Below are 16,868 nucleotides of genomic sequence, written 5' to 3' on the forward strand. Positions count from 1 at the left end.
GCTGGCAGGGGCACCCGCCCGACCTGCCCGACCCGCCCGACCAGCCAAAGGTTTCTTATATGTCTATGACGGTGAAGTTGAAGGTGTGGCGCCAGGCCGGCCCCGGCCAGCCAGGACGGATGGTCGACTACGTCGCCGACAACGTGCATGCCGACATGTCGTTTCTCGAGATGCTCGACGTCGTGAACGAGGATCTGATCCGCAAGGGCCAGGACCCGATCGCGTTCGACTCCGATTGCCGCGAAGGCATCTGCGGCAGCTGTGGCCTGGTGATTGACGGCGTGGCGCATGGCCCCGACAAGGGCGCGACCACCTGCCAGGTGCACATGCGGCGCTTCAAGAGCGGCGAAACCATCACCATCGAGCCGTTCCGCGCCAAGGCCTTCCCCGTCCTGAAGGACCTGGTGGTGGACCGCTCGGCCCTCGACCGCATCATCGCCGCCGGCGGCTACGTGTCGATGAACGTCGGCGGCGCGCCCGACGCCAACAGCCTGCCGATTGCCAAGGCCGTGGCCGACCACGCCATGGATTCGGCGGCGTGCATCGGCTGCGGCGCGTGCGTGGCCGCCTGCAAGAACGCCGCGGCCCATCTCTTTACCTCCGCCAAGATCACCCACCTGGGCCTCTTGCCCCAAGGCGAAGCCGAACGCGACCGCCGCGTCGTCCGCATGGTGGAACGGATGGATGGCGAGGGGTTTGGCAACTGCTCGAACGAAGGGGAATGCGAAGCGGTCTGCCCGAAGGAAATCCCGATCTCCAATATTGCCAGGATGAACCGGGATTTCCTGAAGGCGCTTATTCGTTAGACGCCGATTACGTCGACCAATTCCTTCACGGCGCCGGCCGACTTGTTGAACGCGGCCTGCTCCTCGGCGGTGAGCTTGATCTGGATGATCTGCTCCACGCCCTTGGCGCCGAGCTTCACCGGCACACCCACGAACAGGTTGTGGATCCCGTACTCGCCCTGCAGGTAGACCGAGCACGGCATGATCTTCTTCTGATCCTTCAGGATGGCCTCGACCATGAGCGCGGCCGACGCGCCGGGCGCGTACCACGCGCTCGTGCCAACCAGCTTGGTGATTTCGGCGCCACCGTTGGCGGTGCGCTCGCAAATCGCGGCAATTCTGTCAGCCGACAACAATTCCGTAATCGGGATACCGGCGACCGTGGTGTAACGCGGGAGCGGCACCATGGTGTCGCCATGGCCGCCCAGGACGAACGACGAGACGTTCTCGATCGAAACGCCCAGTTCCATGGCAATAAACGTGCTCATGCGGGCCGAGTCGAGCACGCCGGCCATGCCGATCACGCGCTCGCGCGGGAACTTACTGAGCTTGAACACGGCCTGCGACATGGCGTCGAGCGGGTTGGCCACCGGCACGATGATGCAGTTGGGCGAGTGCTTGACGATTTCGGCCGTCACGTCCTGCATGATCTTGTAGTTCACGTTCAGCAGGTCATCGCGGCTCATGCCCGGCTTGCGGGGCATGCCCGAGGTGATGACGACGACGTCGGAGTTGGCGCTTTCCGAAAAATCCTTGGTGCCCACGCCGACGACGCGCGACGCCGAGCCTTCAATCGGGCACGACTCGTAAATGTCGAGGGCAACACCCGCGGCCTTCGTCTCGGCAATGTCCACGACGACGACATCCGCCAGCTCTCTTTGCGCAATCGAACGCGCGACGGTTGCGCCGACATTGCCCGCACCACCAACGACCGTAACTTTCCGATTCATGAATGCACTCCGTTAGGTCAGATTCCCTTTATTCATCCGCGCACCATCCACAGTTTCTGTGGAAAACCATGTTGAAAACTGCGCGTGAACACCGTGTAATGCCCGCGTTCCGGAACAAATCAGCGAATTGCACCACGAATGGTGCGTCCGTCGATTTGTCCTTACAGGAGATCAAGAGATCACGAGATCAGCAACTTCCGAAAACCAAATCACAAGATCACAAAATCACCAGATCACCAAAGACAAGATATTATAGCCACTCCCAACACATGCTGATTGTCATAGCTGACGACCTCCCCAAGTCCGCCGTCGAACTCCTCAAAGCCGAGGGCTGGACCGTTGATGCCCGTTCAGGGCGAACCCCCGAACAGTTGAAGGGCGACCTGCCTGACGCTGACGCTATCGTGGTCCGCAGTGCCACGAAGGTGACGGCCGATATTATTGCCGCCGCCCCGAAGCTGCGCGCGATCGCCCGCGCCGGCACCGGCGTTGACAACGTCAACGTCGAAGCGGCCAGCGGCCGCGGCATCGTGGTGATGAACGCGCCGGGCGCCAACAGCATCAGCGTGGCGGAACTGGCCATGGCGCAGTTGCTGTCGCTGGCCCGCAAGCTGCCGGCGGCCGACGCGTCGATGAAGCAAGGCAAATGGGACAAGAAGTCGTTCTTGGGCGAGGAAGTGCGCGGCAAGGTGCTCGGCCTGGCCGGCCTCGGCCGCATTGGCCAGGAGGTCTGCCGCCGGGCCAGGGCTTTTGAAATGACGGTGATTGCCCACGACCCGTTCATCTCGGCCCAGGTCGCCGCCGACCTCGGCGTGGACCTGGTCACGTTCGACGAGTTGTGCGCGCGCGCCGACTTCCTGTCGCTCCACATGCCGGCGACGCCGCAAACACGGCACATCTTTAACGCCGCCCGCTTTGCCGCCTGCAAGAAGGGCCTGAAGCTAATCAACACGGCCCGCGGCGAGCTGATCGACGAAGCCGCCCTGGCCGAAGCCATCACGAGCGGCCAGATCGGCGGCGCCGCGCTGGACGTCTTCACCGCGGAGCCGACCACGGATCACACTCTGCAGCAGCTGCCGCAAGTCGTGGCCAGCCCGCATATTGCCGCGTCCACGCGTGAAGGTCAGGAACTGGTGGGCGTCGAAACCGCGTCGGCCCTGCGCGACTTCCTCAAGACCGGCGTCATTCGCAACGCCGTCAACTTCCCGTCGGTGGCACCCGAAGAGTTCCAGCGCCTGCAGCCGTTCATGAAGCTCGGCAAGCAACTGGGCTGCCTGGTCGGACAGATGGGCGAAGCGCGGATTGAAAGCCTGGGCGTCCGTTACTACGGCGATCTCGCGTCGGGCCAACACCCGCTGATCGTGAACGCGGTGCTCGTGGGCTTGTTCCAGGCGATCCTCTCCGACACGGTGACCGAGGTCAACGCCCGCGCGGTGGCCACGGCCCGCGGCATCGACCTGGTGGAGTCGTCCAGCACGCGCGCGCGCGCGTACCGGAGCCTGCTGTCGGTCAAGATGATGACCAGCGACGGCGAGCGGTGGGTCGAAGGCACGGTCGCGGGCAACAGTTCGCGCCTGATTCTGCTCAACGGCGTGCCGATCGAGGCACCACTGACCGGCACCCTGCTCCTGCTGGCCAATCACGACCAGCCCGGCGTGATCGGCGAAGTCGGCACTATTCTCGGCAAGCACGGCATCAACATCGCCAACTTCGCGCTGGGCCGCAGCGGCACGGGCGCCGTCGGCGCCGTGAACGTGGATGAACCGGGCGAGCAGATTGGCGAAGACGTGCTGACGGCAATTCGCGCAGTGAAGCCGGTGAAGGCCGCCTGGCTGGTTCGCGTCTAGGGACTCGGGCGGGCTGAAGCCCGCCCCTACGGAAGCCTGATTGTTTGCGTGATGCCGGCAGCGTCCATGATGACGATGCCGGTTTCTTCGACCTTGATGATCGTGGCGCCACTCGGCAGCCTGTCGCCGGTCTTCACAAATACCAGGGCACCGTTGTCGTTGACAATGGCCGTCAGCACGCTGAGGTCACCCTCCTGGCTCGCCGCGATCCCCGACAACTTGATCTGAGGCGCCGGTGGCGTGTACGGCTCCGGCTCCGGCACCGCCGCGGCCAGCGGCGCGGCGGTCGGCTCATCGCCTAACGGCGCGGCGACGGGCGCGCGGCGCGCTCCGAACACGAACGGGTTTCTTCCGCCGCCCGGGACACGAGCCGGCTGGGTGTCCAAGCGCTCCCGGAGCTTGCGGGTATGCGGCGCGACACTGGCCTGACTGCCGAGCGGCCGCGGTCCGGAACGGGCGCGACCGTCCACCGCGGCGGGCTCCTGCTGGGAGGACGCCGTCCCCGCCAGCCACCCAGCCGTCAGGCTGAGGACGCCGACCAACAGCACGGTTCCGGACGTGAGGTTTTTCAACATGGCTTCGCCGCAGCGACTTCCCTATTAGACCAAATTCGAGTGCCGCCCGCGAGATCGGTCCGGCTCAAGCCGGACGCCACAGTGGCACACAAACCGCTGTGGTATGATTCGTCGTGCACCCCAATTCGGTCGAGCGTCTTCGAAATACGCTGACTGAATCGTCGGTCCTCGCCGTCATCCCCGCGAGGTTCCACGCGACCCGCCTTCCCGGAAAAATTCTTGCCGACATTGCCGGCCGCACGATGATCGAGCACGTGTATCGCCGCACCGCGGCCGCGTCGCTCGTACACGCCGCGCTCGTGGCGACCGATGACGAACGCATTGCCCGCGCTGTGGAAGCGTTCGGGGGCGCCGCGATCATGACGCGCCCCGACCATGTGAGCGGCACCGACCGCATTGCCGAGGTCGCCGGCCAACTGCCCTGCCGGCTGGTGGTCAACGTCCAGGGCGACGAGCCGCTGATTGAACCAGACACCATTGATGCGGCCATCGCGCCGATGCTGGCCGACCCCAGCCTCGAAATGAGCACGCTCTGCCGGCCCCTCGCCGGCCGCGAACTCGACACCAAGAGTGTCGTCAAGGTCGTGACCGACCTGGCGGGCCGGGCGCTCTACTTTTCCCGTTCGCCGCTGGCCGGTAGTGCTGCCCATATTGGTCTTTATGTATATCGGCGCGACGTCCTGCTGAAGTTAGCCGCGCTCGCCCCGACCCCGCTCGAGACCCTCGAGTCGCTGGAGCAACTTCGAGCGCTCTCGCACGGCGTGGCCATCCGGGTCGTGGCGACCGACCACGCTGCGGCCGGCGTCGACACCCCCGAAGACCTCGAACGCATTCGGCAGCTGCTGGCGCCCCATAAAGGGGCTCCCTACGTGATGTGAGATGGCGATGGAAAATACGGCTCGGCAAACCAAGTACATCTTCGTAACCGGCGGCGTCGTGTCGTCGCTCGGTAAGGGCCTGGCCGCCGCCTCGATCGGCGCGCTGCTCGAGGGGCACGGCTACACGGTCACGCTCCAAAAGTTCGATCCGTACATCAACGTCGATCCGGGGACGATGAGCCCGTACCAGCATGGCGAGGTCTACGTCACCGACGATGGCGCCGAGACCGACCTCGACCTGGGCCATTACGAGCGGTTCACCAGCATGACCGCGACGCGCAACAGCAACTGGACGACCGGCAAGATCTACATGTCGGTGATCCAGAAGGAACGGCGCGGCGATTACCTGGGCCGCACCGTCCAGGTCATTCCGCACATCACCAACGAGATCAAGGACTGCATTCGCCAGGCCGGGCGCGACGTTGACGTGGTGCTGGTCGAGATTGGCGGCACCGTCGGCGACATCGAGAGCCTGCCGTTCCTGGAGGCGATTCGCCAGTTCCGCCAGGACGTGGGCCGCGAGAACACCATTTACGTGCACCTGACGCTGGTGCCGTACATCGGTGCCGCCGGCGAACTCAAGACCAAGCCGACACAGCACAGCGTGCGCGATCTCCGGTCAATCGGCATCCAGCCCGACATCCTGCTGTGCCGCACCGATCGCATTCTTGCCCGCGACATCAAGCAGAAGATCGCCTTGTTCTGCGACGTGGCCGAGGAAGCCGTGATCACCGCGGTGGACGTGCCGACGATTTACGAGGTGCCGCTGTCGCTGCGCGAGGAAGGCCTCGACTCGGTCGTCCTCAAGTACCTGCACCTGCCGCCGAGCGAGTCGCGGATGCAGCCCTGGGAAGAGCTGGTCGATCGCATCAAGAACCCGGAAGACGACCTCACCATCCACGTCGTCGGCAAGTACACCGGCTACGAAGACTCCTACAAGTCGCTGAACGAGGCGCTCTATCACGGCGGCTTCGCCAACCGGGTCCGCATCAACATCCAGTGGGTGGAATCGGAAGCGCTCGAGCAGGAAGGCGGCGCGCGGCTGCTCGACGGCGCGATTGCGATCCTGGTGCCCGGTGGGTTCGGCTCACGCGGCACGCGCGGGATGATGAAGGCCTCGGAGTACGCGCGCACCCACGGCATCCCCTTCTTCGGGATTTGCTACGGCTTCCAGTGGGCCACCGTCGAGTACGCGCGCAACGTGTGCGGCCTGGATGGCGCCGATTCGACCGAGGTCGACGAGGCCGCGCCGCACAAGGTCATCTACAAGTTGCGCGACCTGCTCGGCGTGGACGAACTGGGCGGAACCATGCGCCTGGGCCGCTACGCGTGCGAACTGGCGCCCAACTCGCTGGCCCGAAAGATCTACGGCACCGACTTGATCCACGAGCGCCACCGCCACCGCTTCGAGTTCAATTGCCTCTACGAGCAGGCCCTCGCCGAGAAGGGCATGCGCATTTCTGGCCGGTCGCCCGACGGCAAGTTCGTGGAGATCGCCGAGCTCGCCCACCATCCGTGGTACCTGGCGGTGCAGTTCCACCCCGAGTTCCAGTCGCGCCCGCTCAAGCCGCATCCGCTGTTTGCCAGCTTCGTTGAAGCCGCGAAGCGGCAGAAGCAAGCAGCTGACCTTGAGCCGGTCCGCGTCAGCAAGAGCGAGGCCTAGGTGCAGGCGGTCGCGCCGGTCAGCGCCGGTTCCGTGACGTTTGGCACGGGCCACCCGCTGGCCTTCATCCTGGGACCGTGCGTGATCGAAAGCGAAGGGCACGCGGTCGACGTGGCGGTGTTTGTCGCCGATGTCGCCAAGCGGCTCGGGGCGCCGGTGGTGTTCAAGGCGTCGTTCGACAAGGCCAACCGCACCTCGCTCACCTCGTACCGCGGCCCCGGCCTGACCGAGGGCCTCAAGGTCCTGGCCAAGGTGAAGGCGCGCACCGGACTGCCGATCCTCACTGACATCCACGACCTCAGCCAGGTGGCACCGGCGGCCGAGGTCGTCGACATCCTGCAGATCCCGGCGTTCCTGTCGCGCCAGACCGACCTGCTGGTCGCCGCCGCGAAGACCGGCCGGGTGGTCAACGTGAAGAAGGGCCAGTTCCTCGCGCCGCGCGACATGCGTCACGTGGTGGCGAAGCTGGCCGATTCGGGCAATCGGCGGGTGCTCGTTACCGAACGGGGCGCGTCCTTCGGCTACAACAACCTGGTGGTCGATCCGCGGGCGTTCCCGATGCTGCGCGAGCTGGGCTACCCGGTGATCTTCGACGTGACGCACAGCCTGCAGCTGCCGGGCGCGGGCGACGGCGTGACCGCGGGTCTCGCCCAGTACCTCGAGCCGATGGCGCAGGCCGGCGTCGCCGCCGGCGTGGACGGCGTGTTCATGGAAGTGCATGAAGAGCCCAGCCGCGCCAAGAGCGATGCCGCCAACGCCCTCCGCCTCGACCAGCTCGAGCCGCTCATGCAGCGGCTGGTGGCCCTTGATAGGATCGTCCGGCATGCCTGACCTGTCACTCGCGCGCAAGGTGCTCGAGACCGAAGCCGCCGCGGTGCTGGCGCTGGTCGATCGCCTCGACGAGCGCTTCGCCCGCGCGGTCACGCTCGTCCGCGATTGCCGCGGCCGGGTGATCGTCACGGGCATGGGCAAGTCCGGGATCATCTGCCGCAAGATTGCGGCGACGCTGGCCAGCACCGGGACGCCGGCCTTCTTCCTGCATCCGGCGGAAGCCGTACACGGCGACCTCGGCGTGATCCGGGCCGATGATGTCGTGATCGCCATGTCGTACAGTGGCGAGACCGAGGAACTGACGCGGGTGCTCGAGACGTTGAAGCGGATTGGCGCGCCGCTGATCGCACTGACGGGGGATCTCAAGTCGACGCTCGCCAGGGCCGCCGACGTCGCGCTCGACTGCCGCGTCTCGGAAGAAGCGTGCCCCATGAACCTGGTGCCGACCGCCAGTACGACGGCCGCCCTCGCGATGGGAGACGCCCTGGCCATGGCGGTGCTCGTGGAGAAGGGCTTCAGGCCCGAAGACTTCGCCAACCTTCACCCCGGCGGCAAGCTGGGCAAGAAGCTGATGCGCGTGGCGCAACTGATGAGCGCCGGCGACGCGCTGCCCGTCGTGCAGTTGCACACGGTCATGAAGGACGTGATCTACGAGATGTCGCGCAAGGGACTCGGCATGACCGCGGTGGTCGAGAAGGACGGCACGCTCGCCGGCATCATCACCGATGGCGACCTGCGGCGGAAGATGGCGTCGGCCAACGTCATCGAGCTGACCGCTCGCGATGTCATGAGCGTGAACCCGGTGACCATCGCCAACGACACCATGGCGGTCGAAGCGCTCGCGATCATGGAACAGCGCAAGATCACCTCGATCGTGGTCGTCGATGCCGCCCGCCGCGTCGAGGGCGTCGTGCACCTGCACGACCTGTGGCGAACGGAAATGGTGTAATGGCCGGCGTGGGCGACTCGCTTCCCTTCCTGGGCGCGCTGGTGGCGCTGCTCGTTGGCCTGGCCGTGGGCAAGGCGTGGGAACGTTACAAGCTGCGCGACGGCCGCTGGATCGATCGGCGGCGGGCGCGCGACTCCCATCACTATGTGCTCGGCCTGAACTTCCTGGTGTCGAACCAGATCGACCTCGCGATCGAGGAACTGAGCCAGGCCACGCGAGTCGACGCCGACGCGCTGGAGATTCACCTGATCCTGGGCAACGTCCACCGCGAACGCGGGCAGGTGGCCCGCGCCATCCAGGTGCACCAGGCCCTGTTGCAGCGGCCCAAGCTGACCAAGGTCGAACACGCCTACATCCTGTTGTGCCTCGGCCTCGACTTCAAGCGCGGCGGCTTCGTCGATCGCGCGCTCGAGGCCTTCAACGAAGTCGTGCGGATGGATCCGAACAACCAGTACGCCCTGCTCTACCTGCAGAAGCTGCATGAAGAGCAGCACCAGTGGGCCGACGCGCACCGCATTCGCAAGCAGTTGGTCGCGCTGAGCGGCCCCGATACCCAGCCTCGCAACCAGGCGATCCTGGGCTTTCTCGAGAACGCGCTCGGCAGCGAGGCGCTCGGCGTCGGCGATCGCGGCCGGGCGGCCCGCCACTTCGAGGAAGCCATCGACCTCGATGCCGGCACGGTGCCGGCGTTCCTCAACCTGGGCGACGTCCGGCTGATGCAAGGCGACGTGGCCGGCGCGGAGCACGCGTGGGACCGGCTGATGACCAGCTCGCCGGAGCGCGCCTACCTGGCCTTCGGCCGGCTCGAGAAACTGTACGAGCAACTGGGCCAGCCACAGAAGTTCGAGGAGCGGTGCCTGCGGCTGGTCGCCGCCAACCCCCAGGATTGGCGCGCGCGCCTGGCGCTTGGCAACCACCTGGCCAAGCGCGGACGCGACCGCGAGGCGTTTGATTACCTGCTGGCCGCGCTCGAACACAATCCGCATGGGCTGACGGTGCACCAGGCGGTGTGGAGCGTGCTGCTCAAGCTCGATCTCGGCCGCACGCTGGTGCAGCGCTACATCGAGTCGGCGCGGTCATCGGTGTTCTTCCTGGACCCGCATGTCTGCGTCAAGTGCCACTACCGCAGCACCGAGCTGCTGTGGCAGTGTCCGCACTGCCACGAATGGAATTCGTTTATCGAAGAGCGCATCGCCCCCGCCCAGGAGGCGACCGTCGAGATGTGACTAGCGGCTCTTGCCTTCGGTGAACAGCGCAATCAGCTTGTCGACCTGCGCGTTGGTCTCGTCAAAGGTGCCGTCGGTCTTAATCACGTAGGTGGCCTTCTCGACCTTCTTCTCAATGGGCCACTGTGCCGCCAGCCGGCGTTCCGCGTCTTCCTTGGTCAGCTGATTGCGCTCCATGACCCGCGACAGCTGCATGGCCCGAGGGCAAGCGACCACGATCACGTCAGAAAACTGCTGCTCCCGGCCGGTCTCGTACAGGAGCGGGATATCCGCCACGGCAAACGGCGTCTTCTTGGGGAGGGCGGCGAAGTACTTGTCGATGGCCTTCTGGACGGCCGGATGGATGATGGCCTCCAGATCCTGGCGGGCGCGCTTGTCCTTGAAGATGATCTGCCCGACGCGGATCCGGTCCATGGTGCCGTCGCGGCGAATGACATCGGGCCCGAATCGCTGCCTGATGGCCGCCAGGGCCGGGGTGCCGAGGGCCACCACTTCGCGGGCGAGGACATCCGCATCCACAATCGGCACGCCGGCCGCGCGCAGGCGGTCGGACACGTAAGTCTTGCCGGTGGCAATGCCACCCGTGAGCGCTATCTTTCGGATCGCCATAACGCGTGGGCGGCTAGGTTGCCCGCCCTTTATCCTTCCGCAGCTCCGCTGCAGTCACCGTGTTCCGCAGAACCATTGCAATCGTCAGCGGCCCCACGCCGCCCGGCACGGGCGTCAGCGCGCCGGCCACCTCTGCCACCTCAGGATGCACGTCGCCAACCAGGACACTGCCCTTCTCGTCGAACTGCGCGCGCTTGCGGCTGCCCTCGGCAAACAAGCGCTCGACCTCGGCGCGATCGGTCAGGCTGTTGATCCCCACGTCGATCACGGTCGCCCCCGGCTTGACGTAGTCGCGGGTCACAAACGCCGGCCGGCCAATCGCCGCCACCAGGATGTCGGCGGAGCGGGCCATCGCCGGCAGGTCGACCGTGCGCGAATGACACACGGTCACGGTCGCATCCCGGTGCAGCAGCAACAGCGCCATCGGCTTGCCGACAATGTCGCTGCGGCCAATGACCACGGCGTGCTTGCCGCGCATCGCGATGCCCTCGCGCTCGAGCAACTCGATGCAGCCAGACGGCGTGCAGGCCACCAGGCTGTGGCGCTTCTGGACCAGCAAGCCGATGTTGATCGGATGGAACCCGTCGACGTCCTTGAGCGGATCCACCGCATCGAAGATCTGCTGCTCGGCCTCGTCGCCCATGCCCGCCGGCAGCGGCGACTGCACCAGGATCCCGTCCGTGCGGTCATCGTCATTGAGGCGCCGCACGAGGGCAAGCGCGTCGGCGACGCGGGCCGTGTCTTCCAGCCGGAACAACTCGGCCCGGCAGCCGGCGGCGGTCACGGTCTTCAGCTTGTTCCGGACGTAGACTTCCGAGGCCGGGTTGTGGCCGGCCAGCACTACGGCCAGTCCCGGAGACCGGCCGTGGCGCTGTGCAAACGCGGCGATCCGCGGCGCCAGTTCGTCGCGAATGCCTGCGGCACAGGCGGCGCCATCTAAACGTCGTGCGGCCAGGAGTTAGCCCTTCTCTCCGGAAGCCTTGGTCACGCCGAAGCCGACGGCCCACACCGCGACCGACACGGCGAGCATCTGCAGGCCGAAGGTGTCGGCCTCGTCGGCCGTGACGCCGATCTCGTGCCACTTCGCCGTGGTCTCGTTCGTGATGCCGAACTCGGTCATGTAGCCGAGGATCACCATGCAGACGGCATTGAAGATCAGCAGCAGGCCCAGCGTGTAGATGAAGTTGCCGAGCGACTGCATCGCCGTGCGCGCCGACGCTTCCGCGGCATTGACCAGCGGGCTGTGCGTGCGGCCGTAGAACCAGTAGATCACCATGCCGATGTCGAGCCACACCAGGAAGCGCACCCAGGTCAGGATCGGCAGGCTGAGCATCAGGTACGAGCACGACAGGATGCCGAGCACCGGGATGACCGGACCGAACGGCACCTTGAACGAGCGCTTGGCGTCGGGCCGCTTCACGCGCAACACGAGCACCGCGGCGCAGACCACCACGAACGCGAACAGCGTGCCGATGCTGGTCATCTCGCCGACGACCTGGATCTGGGTGACGCCGGCGACCAGCGCGACGACGACGCAGGTGATGATGGTGGTGATGTAGGGCGTGCCGAACTTGGGGTGCACCTTGCTGACGCCCGGGGGGAGCAGGCGGTCGCGGCTCATCGCAAAAAAGATGCGCGGCTGGCTCATGAGCATGACGAGCATGACCGAGGTGATGCCGGCCACCGCGCCGGCCGACACCAGGCCGGCCGCCCAGTCCTGGCCAATCACGTTCAGGGCGTAGGCGACCGGCGCGTTGAGGAACCGCACCGATTCAGCGGCATCAACGATGGGGACACCCGGCAACGCTGCCTCCAGGGCGCGGTACTGCACGACTGGCACGATGCCACTCAACACGGCGCCGACCGCGAGATAGAGAATGGTGCAGACCACCAGCGATGCGAGGATGCCAATCGGCAGGTCGCGCGTCGGGTTCTTGGCTTCTTCGGCGGTGGTCGAGACGGCATCGAAGCCGATATAGGCAAAAAACACCACCGCCGCGGCGGCCATGATGCCGGGCCAGCCGTAGGGCGCGTAGGGCTGCCAGTTGGCCGGCTCGACATACGCCACGCCGGCGGCCAGGAAGAACAGCACGGCCGCCAGCTTGATGGCCACCATCACGGCGTTAAAGCGCGCCGACTCGCGGATGCCCACGACCAGCAGCACCATGATGAAGAGCACGATCAGCACGGCCGGCAGGTTGATGATGCCAACCGGCGGCGCGGCCGCCATCCAGATGGGCAACTCGACGCCGAAGCCGGCCAGCAGCCGCTGCATGTAGCCGCTCCAGCCGATGGCGACCGTCATGGAACCGACCGCGTACTCGAGAATCAGGTCCCAGCCGATCATCCAGGCGACCAGTTCACCGAGCGTGGCGTACGCGTAGGTGTAGGCGCTGCCGGCGATGGGGATCATCGACGCGAACTCGGCATAGCAGAGCGCCGCAAAGGCGCACGCCAGGCCGGCGGCGAGATATGACATGGTGATCGCCGGGCCCGCCTGGTTCGCCGCCGCCGTGCCGGTAAGCACAAAAATGCCAGTGCCGATGATCGCGCCGATACCGAGGAGCGTGAGATCCCACGCCGAGAGGCTGCGTCTGAGGGCCTTGCCGCCATGTTCAACGTCGCCCACAAGCTGCTCGAGCGACTTCGTCTTGAACAGATTTGAATCCATTCCGCCTCCAACTGAGTGGTCGGACCCGCCCCCTAGAGCGCGGGTGCTGGCAAACAGCCACGATTATATGAGGGATCGCTCGGCTTTGCGCCGGGCATTGTCAGGCCAGGGCGCGAATGAAGGCGCGGGCGCGCGCCTCGGGTGGCCCGGCGAGCAGGCCGCTAATCACCGCCACCGCCGCGGCACCGGCCTCAATCACCGCGGGGGCGCGCTCGATCGTAATTCCGCCGATGGCGACCACCGGCAGCGCGCGCGCAGCCGCCGCCGTGGCCACCAACCGCACGGTGTGGAGGCCCACCGCCGCAAAGCCGGTCGCCTTCGTGCCGGTCTCGAACACCGGCCCAATGGCCACATAGGAAATGGGGGCGGCCAGAGCCGCGGTCCACTGCTCCACCGTATGAGTGGACAGCCCAAGCCAGGCGTCGGGCCCGACGATGCGGCGCGCGTCGGCCGGACTCAGATCGTCCTGGCCGACGTGCAGGCCGGGCGCGTGCGACAGGACCGCGATATCGGCACGATCGTTGATGACGATGATTGCGCCGGCCGCCTGCGCGTCGGCCACCGCCGCAGCCGCCAGGTCGAGAAAGGCGCCGCTGTCCCAGGTCTTGGCTCGCAGTTGAATCAGCCGCACGCCGGCGGCGAGAAAGGCCCGGACAACGTCCAGCGGTGTGTGCCCGCCGGCGGCACAGAGGTCGACGTCAACGATCGCGTACAGCCGTGGGAACGGCCTAAGCTGTTTCAGCGAGCCGGGTGGCCTTGGGCTTGGCGGCAAAGCGCTCCATGAAGTGCGTGCTGAGCCGGCCGGCAATGAAGTCGGGGTCGCTCAGAATCTTGAGGTGCAGGGGAATGCTGGTCTTGATGCCCTCCACCACCGACATCTCGAGCGTTCGCTTCATGCGCGCGATGGCTTCCTGGCGATCGCGGCCGTGCACGATCACCTTGGCAACCATCGAATCGTAGTACGGGGAGATCAGGCACTCGGAGTGGGCCGCAGTGTCGACGCGCACGCCCGGACCGCCGGGCACGCTGAACGCGTGGATCATGCCCGGCGACGGCACGAACGTCTCCGGGTCCTCGGCGTTGATGCGGCATTCCATGGCGTGGCCGGTAAAGGTCACCTCGCTCTGCTTGAAGCCGAGCCGGGCGCCGGCGGCAATGCGGATCTGTTCCTTGACGATGTCGATACCGGTCACCATTTCGGTCACCGGGTGCTCCACCTGCACGCGGGTGTTGACTTCCATGAAGAAGAAGTTGCCCTTGTCGTCCAGCAGGAACTCGAAGGTGCCGGCGTTGGTGTACTGGACCGCGCGGGCGGCGTCGACCACCACGGCGCCCATCTTGCGGCGAACCTTCTCGGACACGGCAATCGAGGGCGATTCCTCCAGCAGCTTCTGGTGCCGCCGCTGGATCGAACACTCGCGCTCGCCGAGGTGCACGACGTTGCCGTGGTGGTCGCCGAGAATCTGGAACTCGATGTGACGCGGTGCATCGAGGTACTTCTCGATGTAGACGTCGCCGACGCCGAAGGCCGATTCCGCCTCGCGCTGGGCGGTCTTGAAGGCGTGCGCCAGTTCCGACTGCTCCCTGACAATGCGCATGCCGCGGCCACCGCCACCGGCCACCGCCTTGATGATCACGGGGTAGCCAATCTGCTGGGCAATTTTGATCGCCCGTTCTTCGCTATCCACCGGGCCGTCGCTGCCGGGCAGCATGGGCACGCCGGCCTTCTTCATGGCGCGGCGGGCCTTCGACTTGTCGCCGAGCAGGCGGATGACGCTCGGGTCGGGGCCGATGAAACGGATGTGGCACGCCTCGCACACCTCGGCGAGGTACGCGCTTTCGGACAAAAAGCCGTAGCCCGGGTGCAGCGCGTCGGCGCCGGTAATCTCGGCCGCGCTGATGATGGCCGGCACGTTGAGGTAGCTGTCGCTGCTGCGCGCCGGGCCGATGCAGATGTCTTCATCCGCGAACCGCACGTGCAGGGAATTCTCGTCGGCCTCGGAATAGACGGCCACGGTCTTGATGCCCAACTCGCGACACGCGAAAATCACGCGCAGCGCGATCTCTCCACGATTGGCGACAAGGATTTTCTTGAACATAAGTTAGGTGGTGGGACGAATCGCGAACAGGCGTTCGCCGTACTGCACGGCCTGCCCGTTCTCCACGTAGACGCTGGTGATCTCGCCGTCGTACTCGGAATCGATCTCGTTCATGAGCTTCATGGCTTCGATGATGCACAGCACCTGGCCCTTGCGCACCACATCGCCGACCGAGGCCAGCGCCTTGGCGCCGGGTTCCGCGGCACGGTAGAACGTGCCGACGATCGGCGACTTGACCATCGCCAGCTCGCCGCCCTCTTCGGCCACAGGCACCGCCGCAGCCGGCACGGCGGGCGCGGCCACCGGGGCCGCCGCCGGCGCCGCGATCGGCGCGGCCATCGCCACGTGCGGGACCGCGACGACCTGGTGACTCGACCCGCTCTTAATCCGGATCTTCACGCCGTCGTGTTCCAGTTCGAACTCGCTCAGCTCATTCGCCTTGATGAATTCGATGAGCTGCTTGATCTCGTCCAGTGTCATGTCGGGATGATGGTATCAAAACGCCGCCTGTTCGCGCGCGCCCCGCCGCCGGCGGGTCCAGCTAAAGCTTTTGGGATTATACACTTAGGGGCATCGGAATGTCTTCCGCGGCCAACCCGGGAGCCAGCGGCATCAGGCGGTGTCGCGGGTTTGGCGGTCGGCCTCGATGGCCCCGAGCCACTGCTCCAGGTCGGCGACGACCGCCGCCTGGCGCCGCGCGGCCAACCGGACGCGGGCGGCTTGTTCCTCGGCGGCTTGCTGCGCCACGCGGTCCCGCGCGGCTTGCTCTTCGGCCGCGAACCGCTCAGCTCGCTCCCGCGCGGCCTGCTGCGCTGCCCGTTCTTCAGCAGCCCGTGCTTCAGCAGCGCGCGCTTCCGCAGCGCGTTGCTCGGCAGCACGGCGTTCGGCTTCAGCGCGCTCTTCGGCAGCCATCCGCTCGGCGTGCTCGCGTTCGGCACGCTTCTCGGCCGCCATCCGCTCCTCGTGCTCCCGTTCGGCACGCGCCTCGGCGGCGATCCGCTCAGTGTGCTCGCGTTCGGCCCGCGCCTCGGCGGCCACCCGCTCGGCGTGTTCGCGCTCGGCACGCGCTTCGGCGGCCAGCCGCTCAGCCCGCTCGCGCTCGGCGCGTTCCTCGGCGGCTCGCAGCTCGGCCCGCTCCCGCAGGTCGCGCTCGACATCCGCAAAGGCATCGGCCGGCTGCTGCTGCAAGTCAACCGCATCGATGGCACTAGCAGCGATCATCGGCGGCACCACCGGCGGCCCGCCTCCGCTCGCGCCGTAGCGGACTTCGTCCGCAGAGGCGGACGACGTTTCTCCCAGCTGCCTAAGCAGGGTGTCGAAGTCGAAGAGGTCTTCCACCTTCACAGGCGATGGCGGGGCCAGGACCGGCGCCGGGGCAACCACCTGGGAGAGGCGTTCAACGGAGTCTTCGAGGTCCGGGTCGAACTGCGCCAGCTGGAGGGCGCGCTGATAGTGCGCCAGGGCTTGCGCCATGTCGCCGCGCTGTTGGTGGATTTCAGCCAGGCCACGGATGGCCGGCAAGTTGGTGGGCGCCGCCTGCACGACGGTGGTCAGCTCGACCGCGGCCTCGTCCAACCGCCCCACTTCGAGCAGGGCCCGGCCCAGCGTGACCCGCGCCGACAGGTAGCCCGGGTGATGCGCCAGGCCGGCGCGGCAGATGTCCACGGCCTCGGCAGCGTCGCCGGCCCGGCGACACTCCTCCGCCAGTTGCGCAAAAGTAATCGACGCCGGGTCCGCTTGGACCCGGCGTCGCAGTTCGAGGACCCGCGGGCTATCGGCAGCCAC

15 protein-coding genes and 1 pseudogene are annotated in these 16,868 nt (G+C 66.5%); 7 read left to right on the plus strand and 9 right to left on the minus strand.

Annotated elements, in window-relative coordinates; all coding sequences use genetic code 11:
• The first annotated feature begins 65 nt into the window (after positions 1-65).
• A complete protein-coding gene (locus Q8T13_12210) occupies positions 66-806 on the plus strand; it encodes a succinate dehydrogenase/fumarate reductase iron-sulfur subunit (GenBank protein ID MDP3718519.1) in 741 nt (246 codons plus the stop codon).
• On the opposite strand, the gene mdh is transcribed toward Q8T13_12210, so the two are convergent.
• Positions 803-1,735, minus strand: a complete 933-nt coding sequence (mdh, locus tag Q8T13_12215; protein ID MDP3718520.1) for a malate dehydrogenase — start codon at positions 1,733-1,735, stop codon at positions 803-805. The genes Q8T13_12210 and mdh overlap by 4 nt on opposite strands.
• A gap of 269 nt (positions 1,736-2,004) precedes the next feature.
• On the opposite strand from mdh, the gene serA reads away from it, so the two are divergent.
• Positions 2,005-3,582 (plus strand): phosphoglycerate dehydrogenase, encoded by a 1,578-nt coding sequence (serA, locus tag Q8T13_12220; GenBank protein MDP3718521.1) that lies wholly within the window; start codon positions 2,005-2,007, stop codon positions 3,580-3,582.
• Positions 3,583-3,608: 26 nt separating this feature from the next.
• Here the strand turns inward: serA and Q8T13_12225 are convergent, their stop codons facing one another.
• Positions 3,609-4,157, minus strand: coding sequence for a hypothetical protein (locus Q8T13_12225; protein MDP3718522.1), 549 nt, complete (start codon positions 4,155-4,157; stop codon positions 3,609-3,611).
• Between the two features lie 149 nt (positions 4,158-4,306).
• Between Q8T13_12225 and kdsB the strand changes: the two genes are divergently transcribed.
• The 5 genes from kdsB to Q8T13_12250 are packed head-to-tail and all read left to right on the plus strand — an operon-like array spanning position 4,307 to position 9,704.
• A complete protein-coding gene (gene kdsB / locus Q8T13_12230; GenBank protein MDP3718523.1) occupies positions 4,307-5,035 on the plus strand; it encodes a 3-deoxy-manno-octulosonate cytidylyltransferase in 729 nt (242 codons plus the stop codon).
• A gap of 7 nt (positions 5,036-5,042) precedes the next feature.
• Positions 5,043-6,698 carry a CTP synthase gene (locus Q8T13_12235; protein ID MDP3718524.1) on the plus strand — a complete coding sequence of 552 codons (1,656 nt, stop codon included), beginning with the start codon at positions 5,043-5,045 and terminating at the stop codon, positions 6,696-6,698.
• Positions 6,699-7,529 (plus strand): 3-deoxy-8-phosphooctulonate synthase, encoded by an 831-nt coding sequence (kdsA, locus tag Q8T13_12240; GenBank protein MDP3718525.1) that lies wholly within the window; start codon positions 6,699-6,701, stop codon positions 7,527-7,529.
• Positions 7,522-8,478: a KpsF/GutQ family sugar-phosphate isomerase gene (locus Q8T13_12245; GenBank protein MDP3718526.1), complete on the plus strand. Its 957-nt coding sequence runs from the start codon at positions 7,522-7,524 to the stop codon at positions 8,476-8,478. Before kdsA ends, Q8T13_12245 begins: the two co-directional genes overlap by 8 nt.
• Before the next feature lie 8 nt (positions 8,479-8,486).
• Complete coding sequence (locus Q8T13_12250; protein MDP3718527.1) at positions 8,487-9,704, plus strand: tetratricopeptide repeat protein; 1,218 nt, start codon at positions 8,487-8,489, stop codon at positions 9,702-9,704.
• Here the strand turns inward: Q8T13_12250 and coaE are convergent, their stop codons facing one another.
• The 7 genes and pseudogenes from coaE to Q8T13_12285 form a co-directional block, all read right to left on the minus strand.
• Complete coding sequence (coaE, locus tag Q8T13_12255) at positions 9,705-10,313, minus strand: dephospho-CoA kinase (protein ID MDP3718528.1); 609 nt, start codon at positions 10,311-10,313, stop codon at positions 9,705-9,707.
• Positions 10,314-10,326: 13 nt separating this feature from the next.
• A complete protein-coding gene (locus Q8T13_12260; protein ID MDP3718529.1) occupies positions 10,327-11,268 on the minus strand; it encodes a bifunctional 5,10-methylenetetrahydrofolate dehydrogenase/5,10-methenyltetrahydrofolate cyclohydrolase in 942 nt (313 codons plus the stop codon).
• Between the two features lie 279 nt (positions 11,269-11,547).
• Positions 11,548-12,984 (minus strand): annotated as a pseudogene (locus Q8T13_12265) (amino acid permease).
• 100 nt (positions 12,985-13,084) lie between these two features.
• Positions 13,085-13,756, minus strand: a complete 672-nt coding sequence (thiE, locus tag Q8T13_12270; GenBank protein ID MDP3718530.1) for a thiamine phosphate synthase — start codon at positions 13,754-13,756, stop codon at positions 13,085-13,087.
• Positions 13,713-15,083 carry an acetyl-CoA carboxylase biotin carboxylase subunit gene (gene accC / locus Q8T13_12275; GenBank protein ID MDP3718531.1) on the minus strand — a complete coding sequence of 457 codons (1,371 nt, stop codon included), beginning with the start codon at positions 15,081-15,083 and terminating at the stop codon, positions 13,713-13,715. Before accC ends, thiE begins: the two co-directional genes overlap by 44 nt.
• Before the next feature lie 3 nt (positions 15,084-15,086).
• Positions 15,087-15,563, minus strand: a complete 477-nt coding sequence (accB, locus tag Q8T13_12280) for an acetyl-CoA carboxylase biotin carboxyl carrier protein (protein MDP3718532.1) — start codon at positions 15,561-15,563, stop codon at positions 15,087-15,089.
• A gap of 132 nt (positions 15,564-15,695) precedes the next feature.
• The gene (locus Q8T13_12285) at positions 15,696-16,868 is read right to left on the minus strand and encodes a tetratricopeptide repeat protein (protein MDP3718533.1); all 1,173 of its coding nucleotides are present in this window, start codon (positions 16,866-16,868) and stop codon (positions 15,696-15,698) included.

The organism is Acidobacteriota bacterium (genome assembly GCA_030697165.1).
Classification (GTDB): domain Bacteria; phylum Acidobacteriota; class Vicinamibacteria; order Vicinamibacterales; family UBA2999; genus 12-FULL-67-14b.

Bases quoted from the DNA above. Each gene is read 5' to 3' on its own strand.
- Q8T13_12210 (MDP3718519.1), top strand. From the start codon at position 66: ATGACGGTGAAGTTGAAGGTGTGGCGCCAGGCCGGCCCCGGCCAGCCA.
- mdh (MDP3718520.1), bottom strand. From the start codon at position 1,735: ATGAATCGGAAAGTTACGGTCGTTGGTGGTGCGGGCAATGTCGGCGCA.
- serA (MDP3718521.1), top strand. From the start codon at position 2,005: ATGCTGATTGTCATAGCTGACGACCTCCCCAAGTCCGCCGTCGAACTC.
- Q8T13_12225 (MDP3718522.1), bottom strand. From the start codon at position 4,157: ATGTTGAAAAACCTCACGTCCGGAACCGTGCTGTTGGTCGGCGTCCTC.
- Q8T13_12235 (MDP3718524.1), top strand. From the start codon at position 5,043: ATGGAAAATACGGCTCGGCAAACCAAGTACATCTTCGTAACCGGCGGC.
- Q8T13_12245 (MDP3718526.1), top strand. From the start codon at position 7,522: ATGCCTGACCTGTCACTCGCGCGCAAGGTGCTCGAGACCGAAGCCGCC.
- coaE (MDP3718528.1), bottom strand. From the start codon at position 10,313: ATGGCGATCCGAAAGATAGCGCTCACGGGTGGCATTGCCACCGGCAAG.
- accC (MDP3718531.1), bottom strand. From the start codon at position 15,083: ATGTTCAAGAAAATCCTTGTCGCCAATCGTGGAGAGATCGCGCTGCGC.
- accB (MDP3718532.1), bottom strand. From the start codon at position 15,563: ATGACACTGGACGAGATCAAGCAGCTCATCGAATTCATCAAGGCGAAT.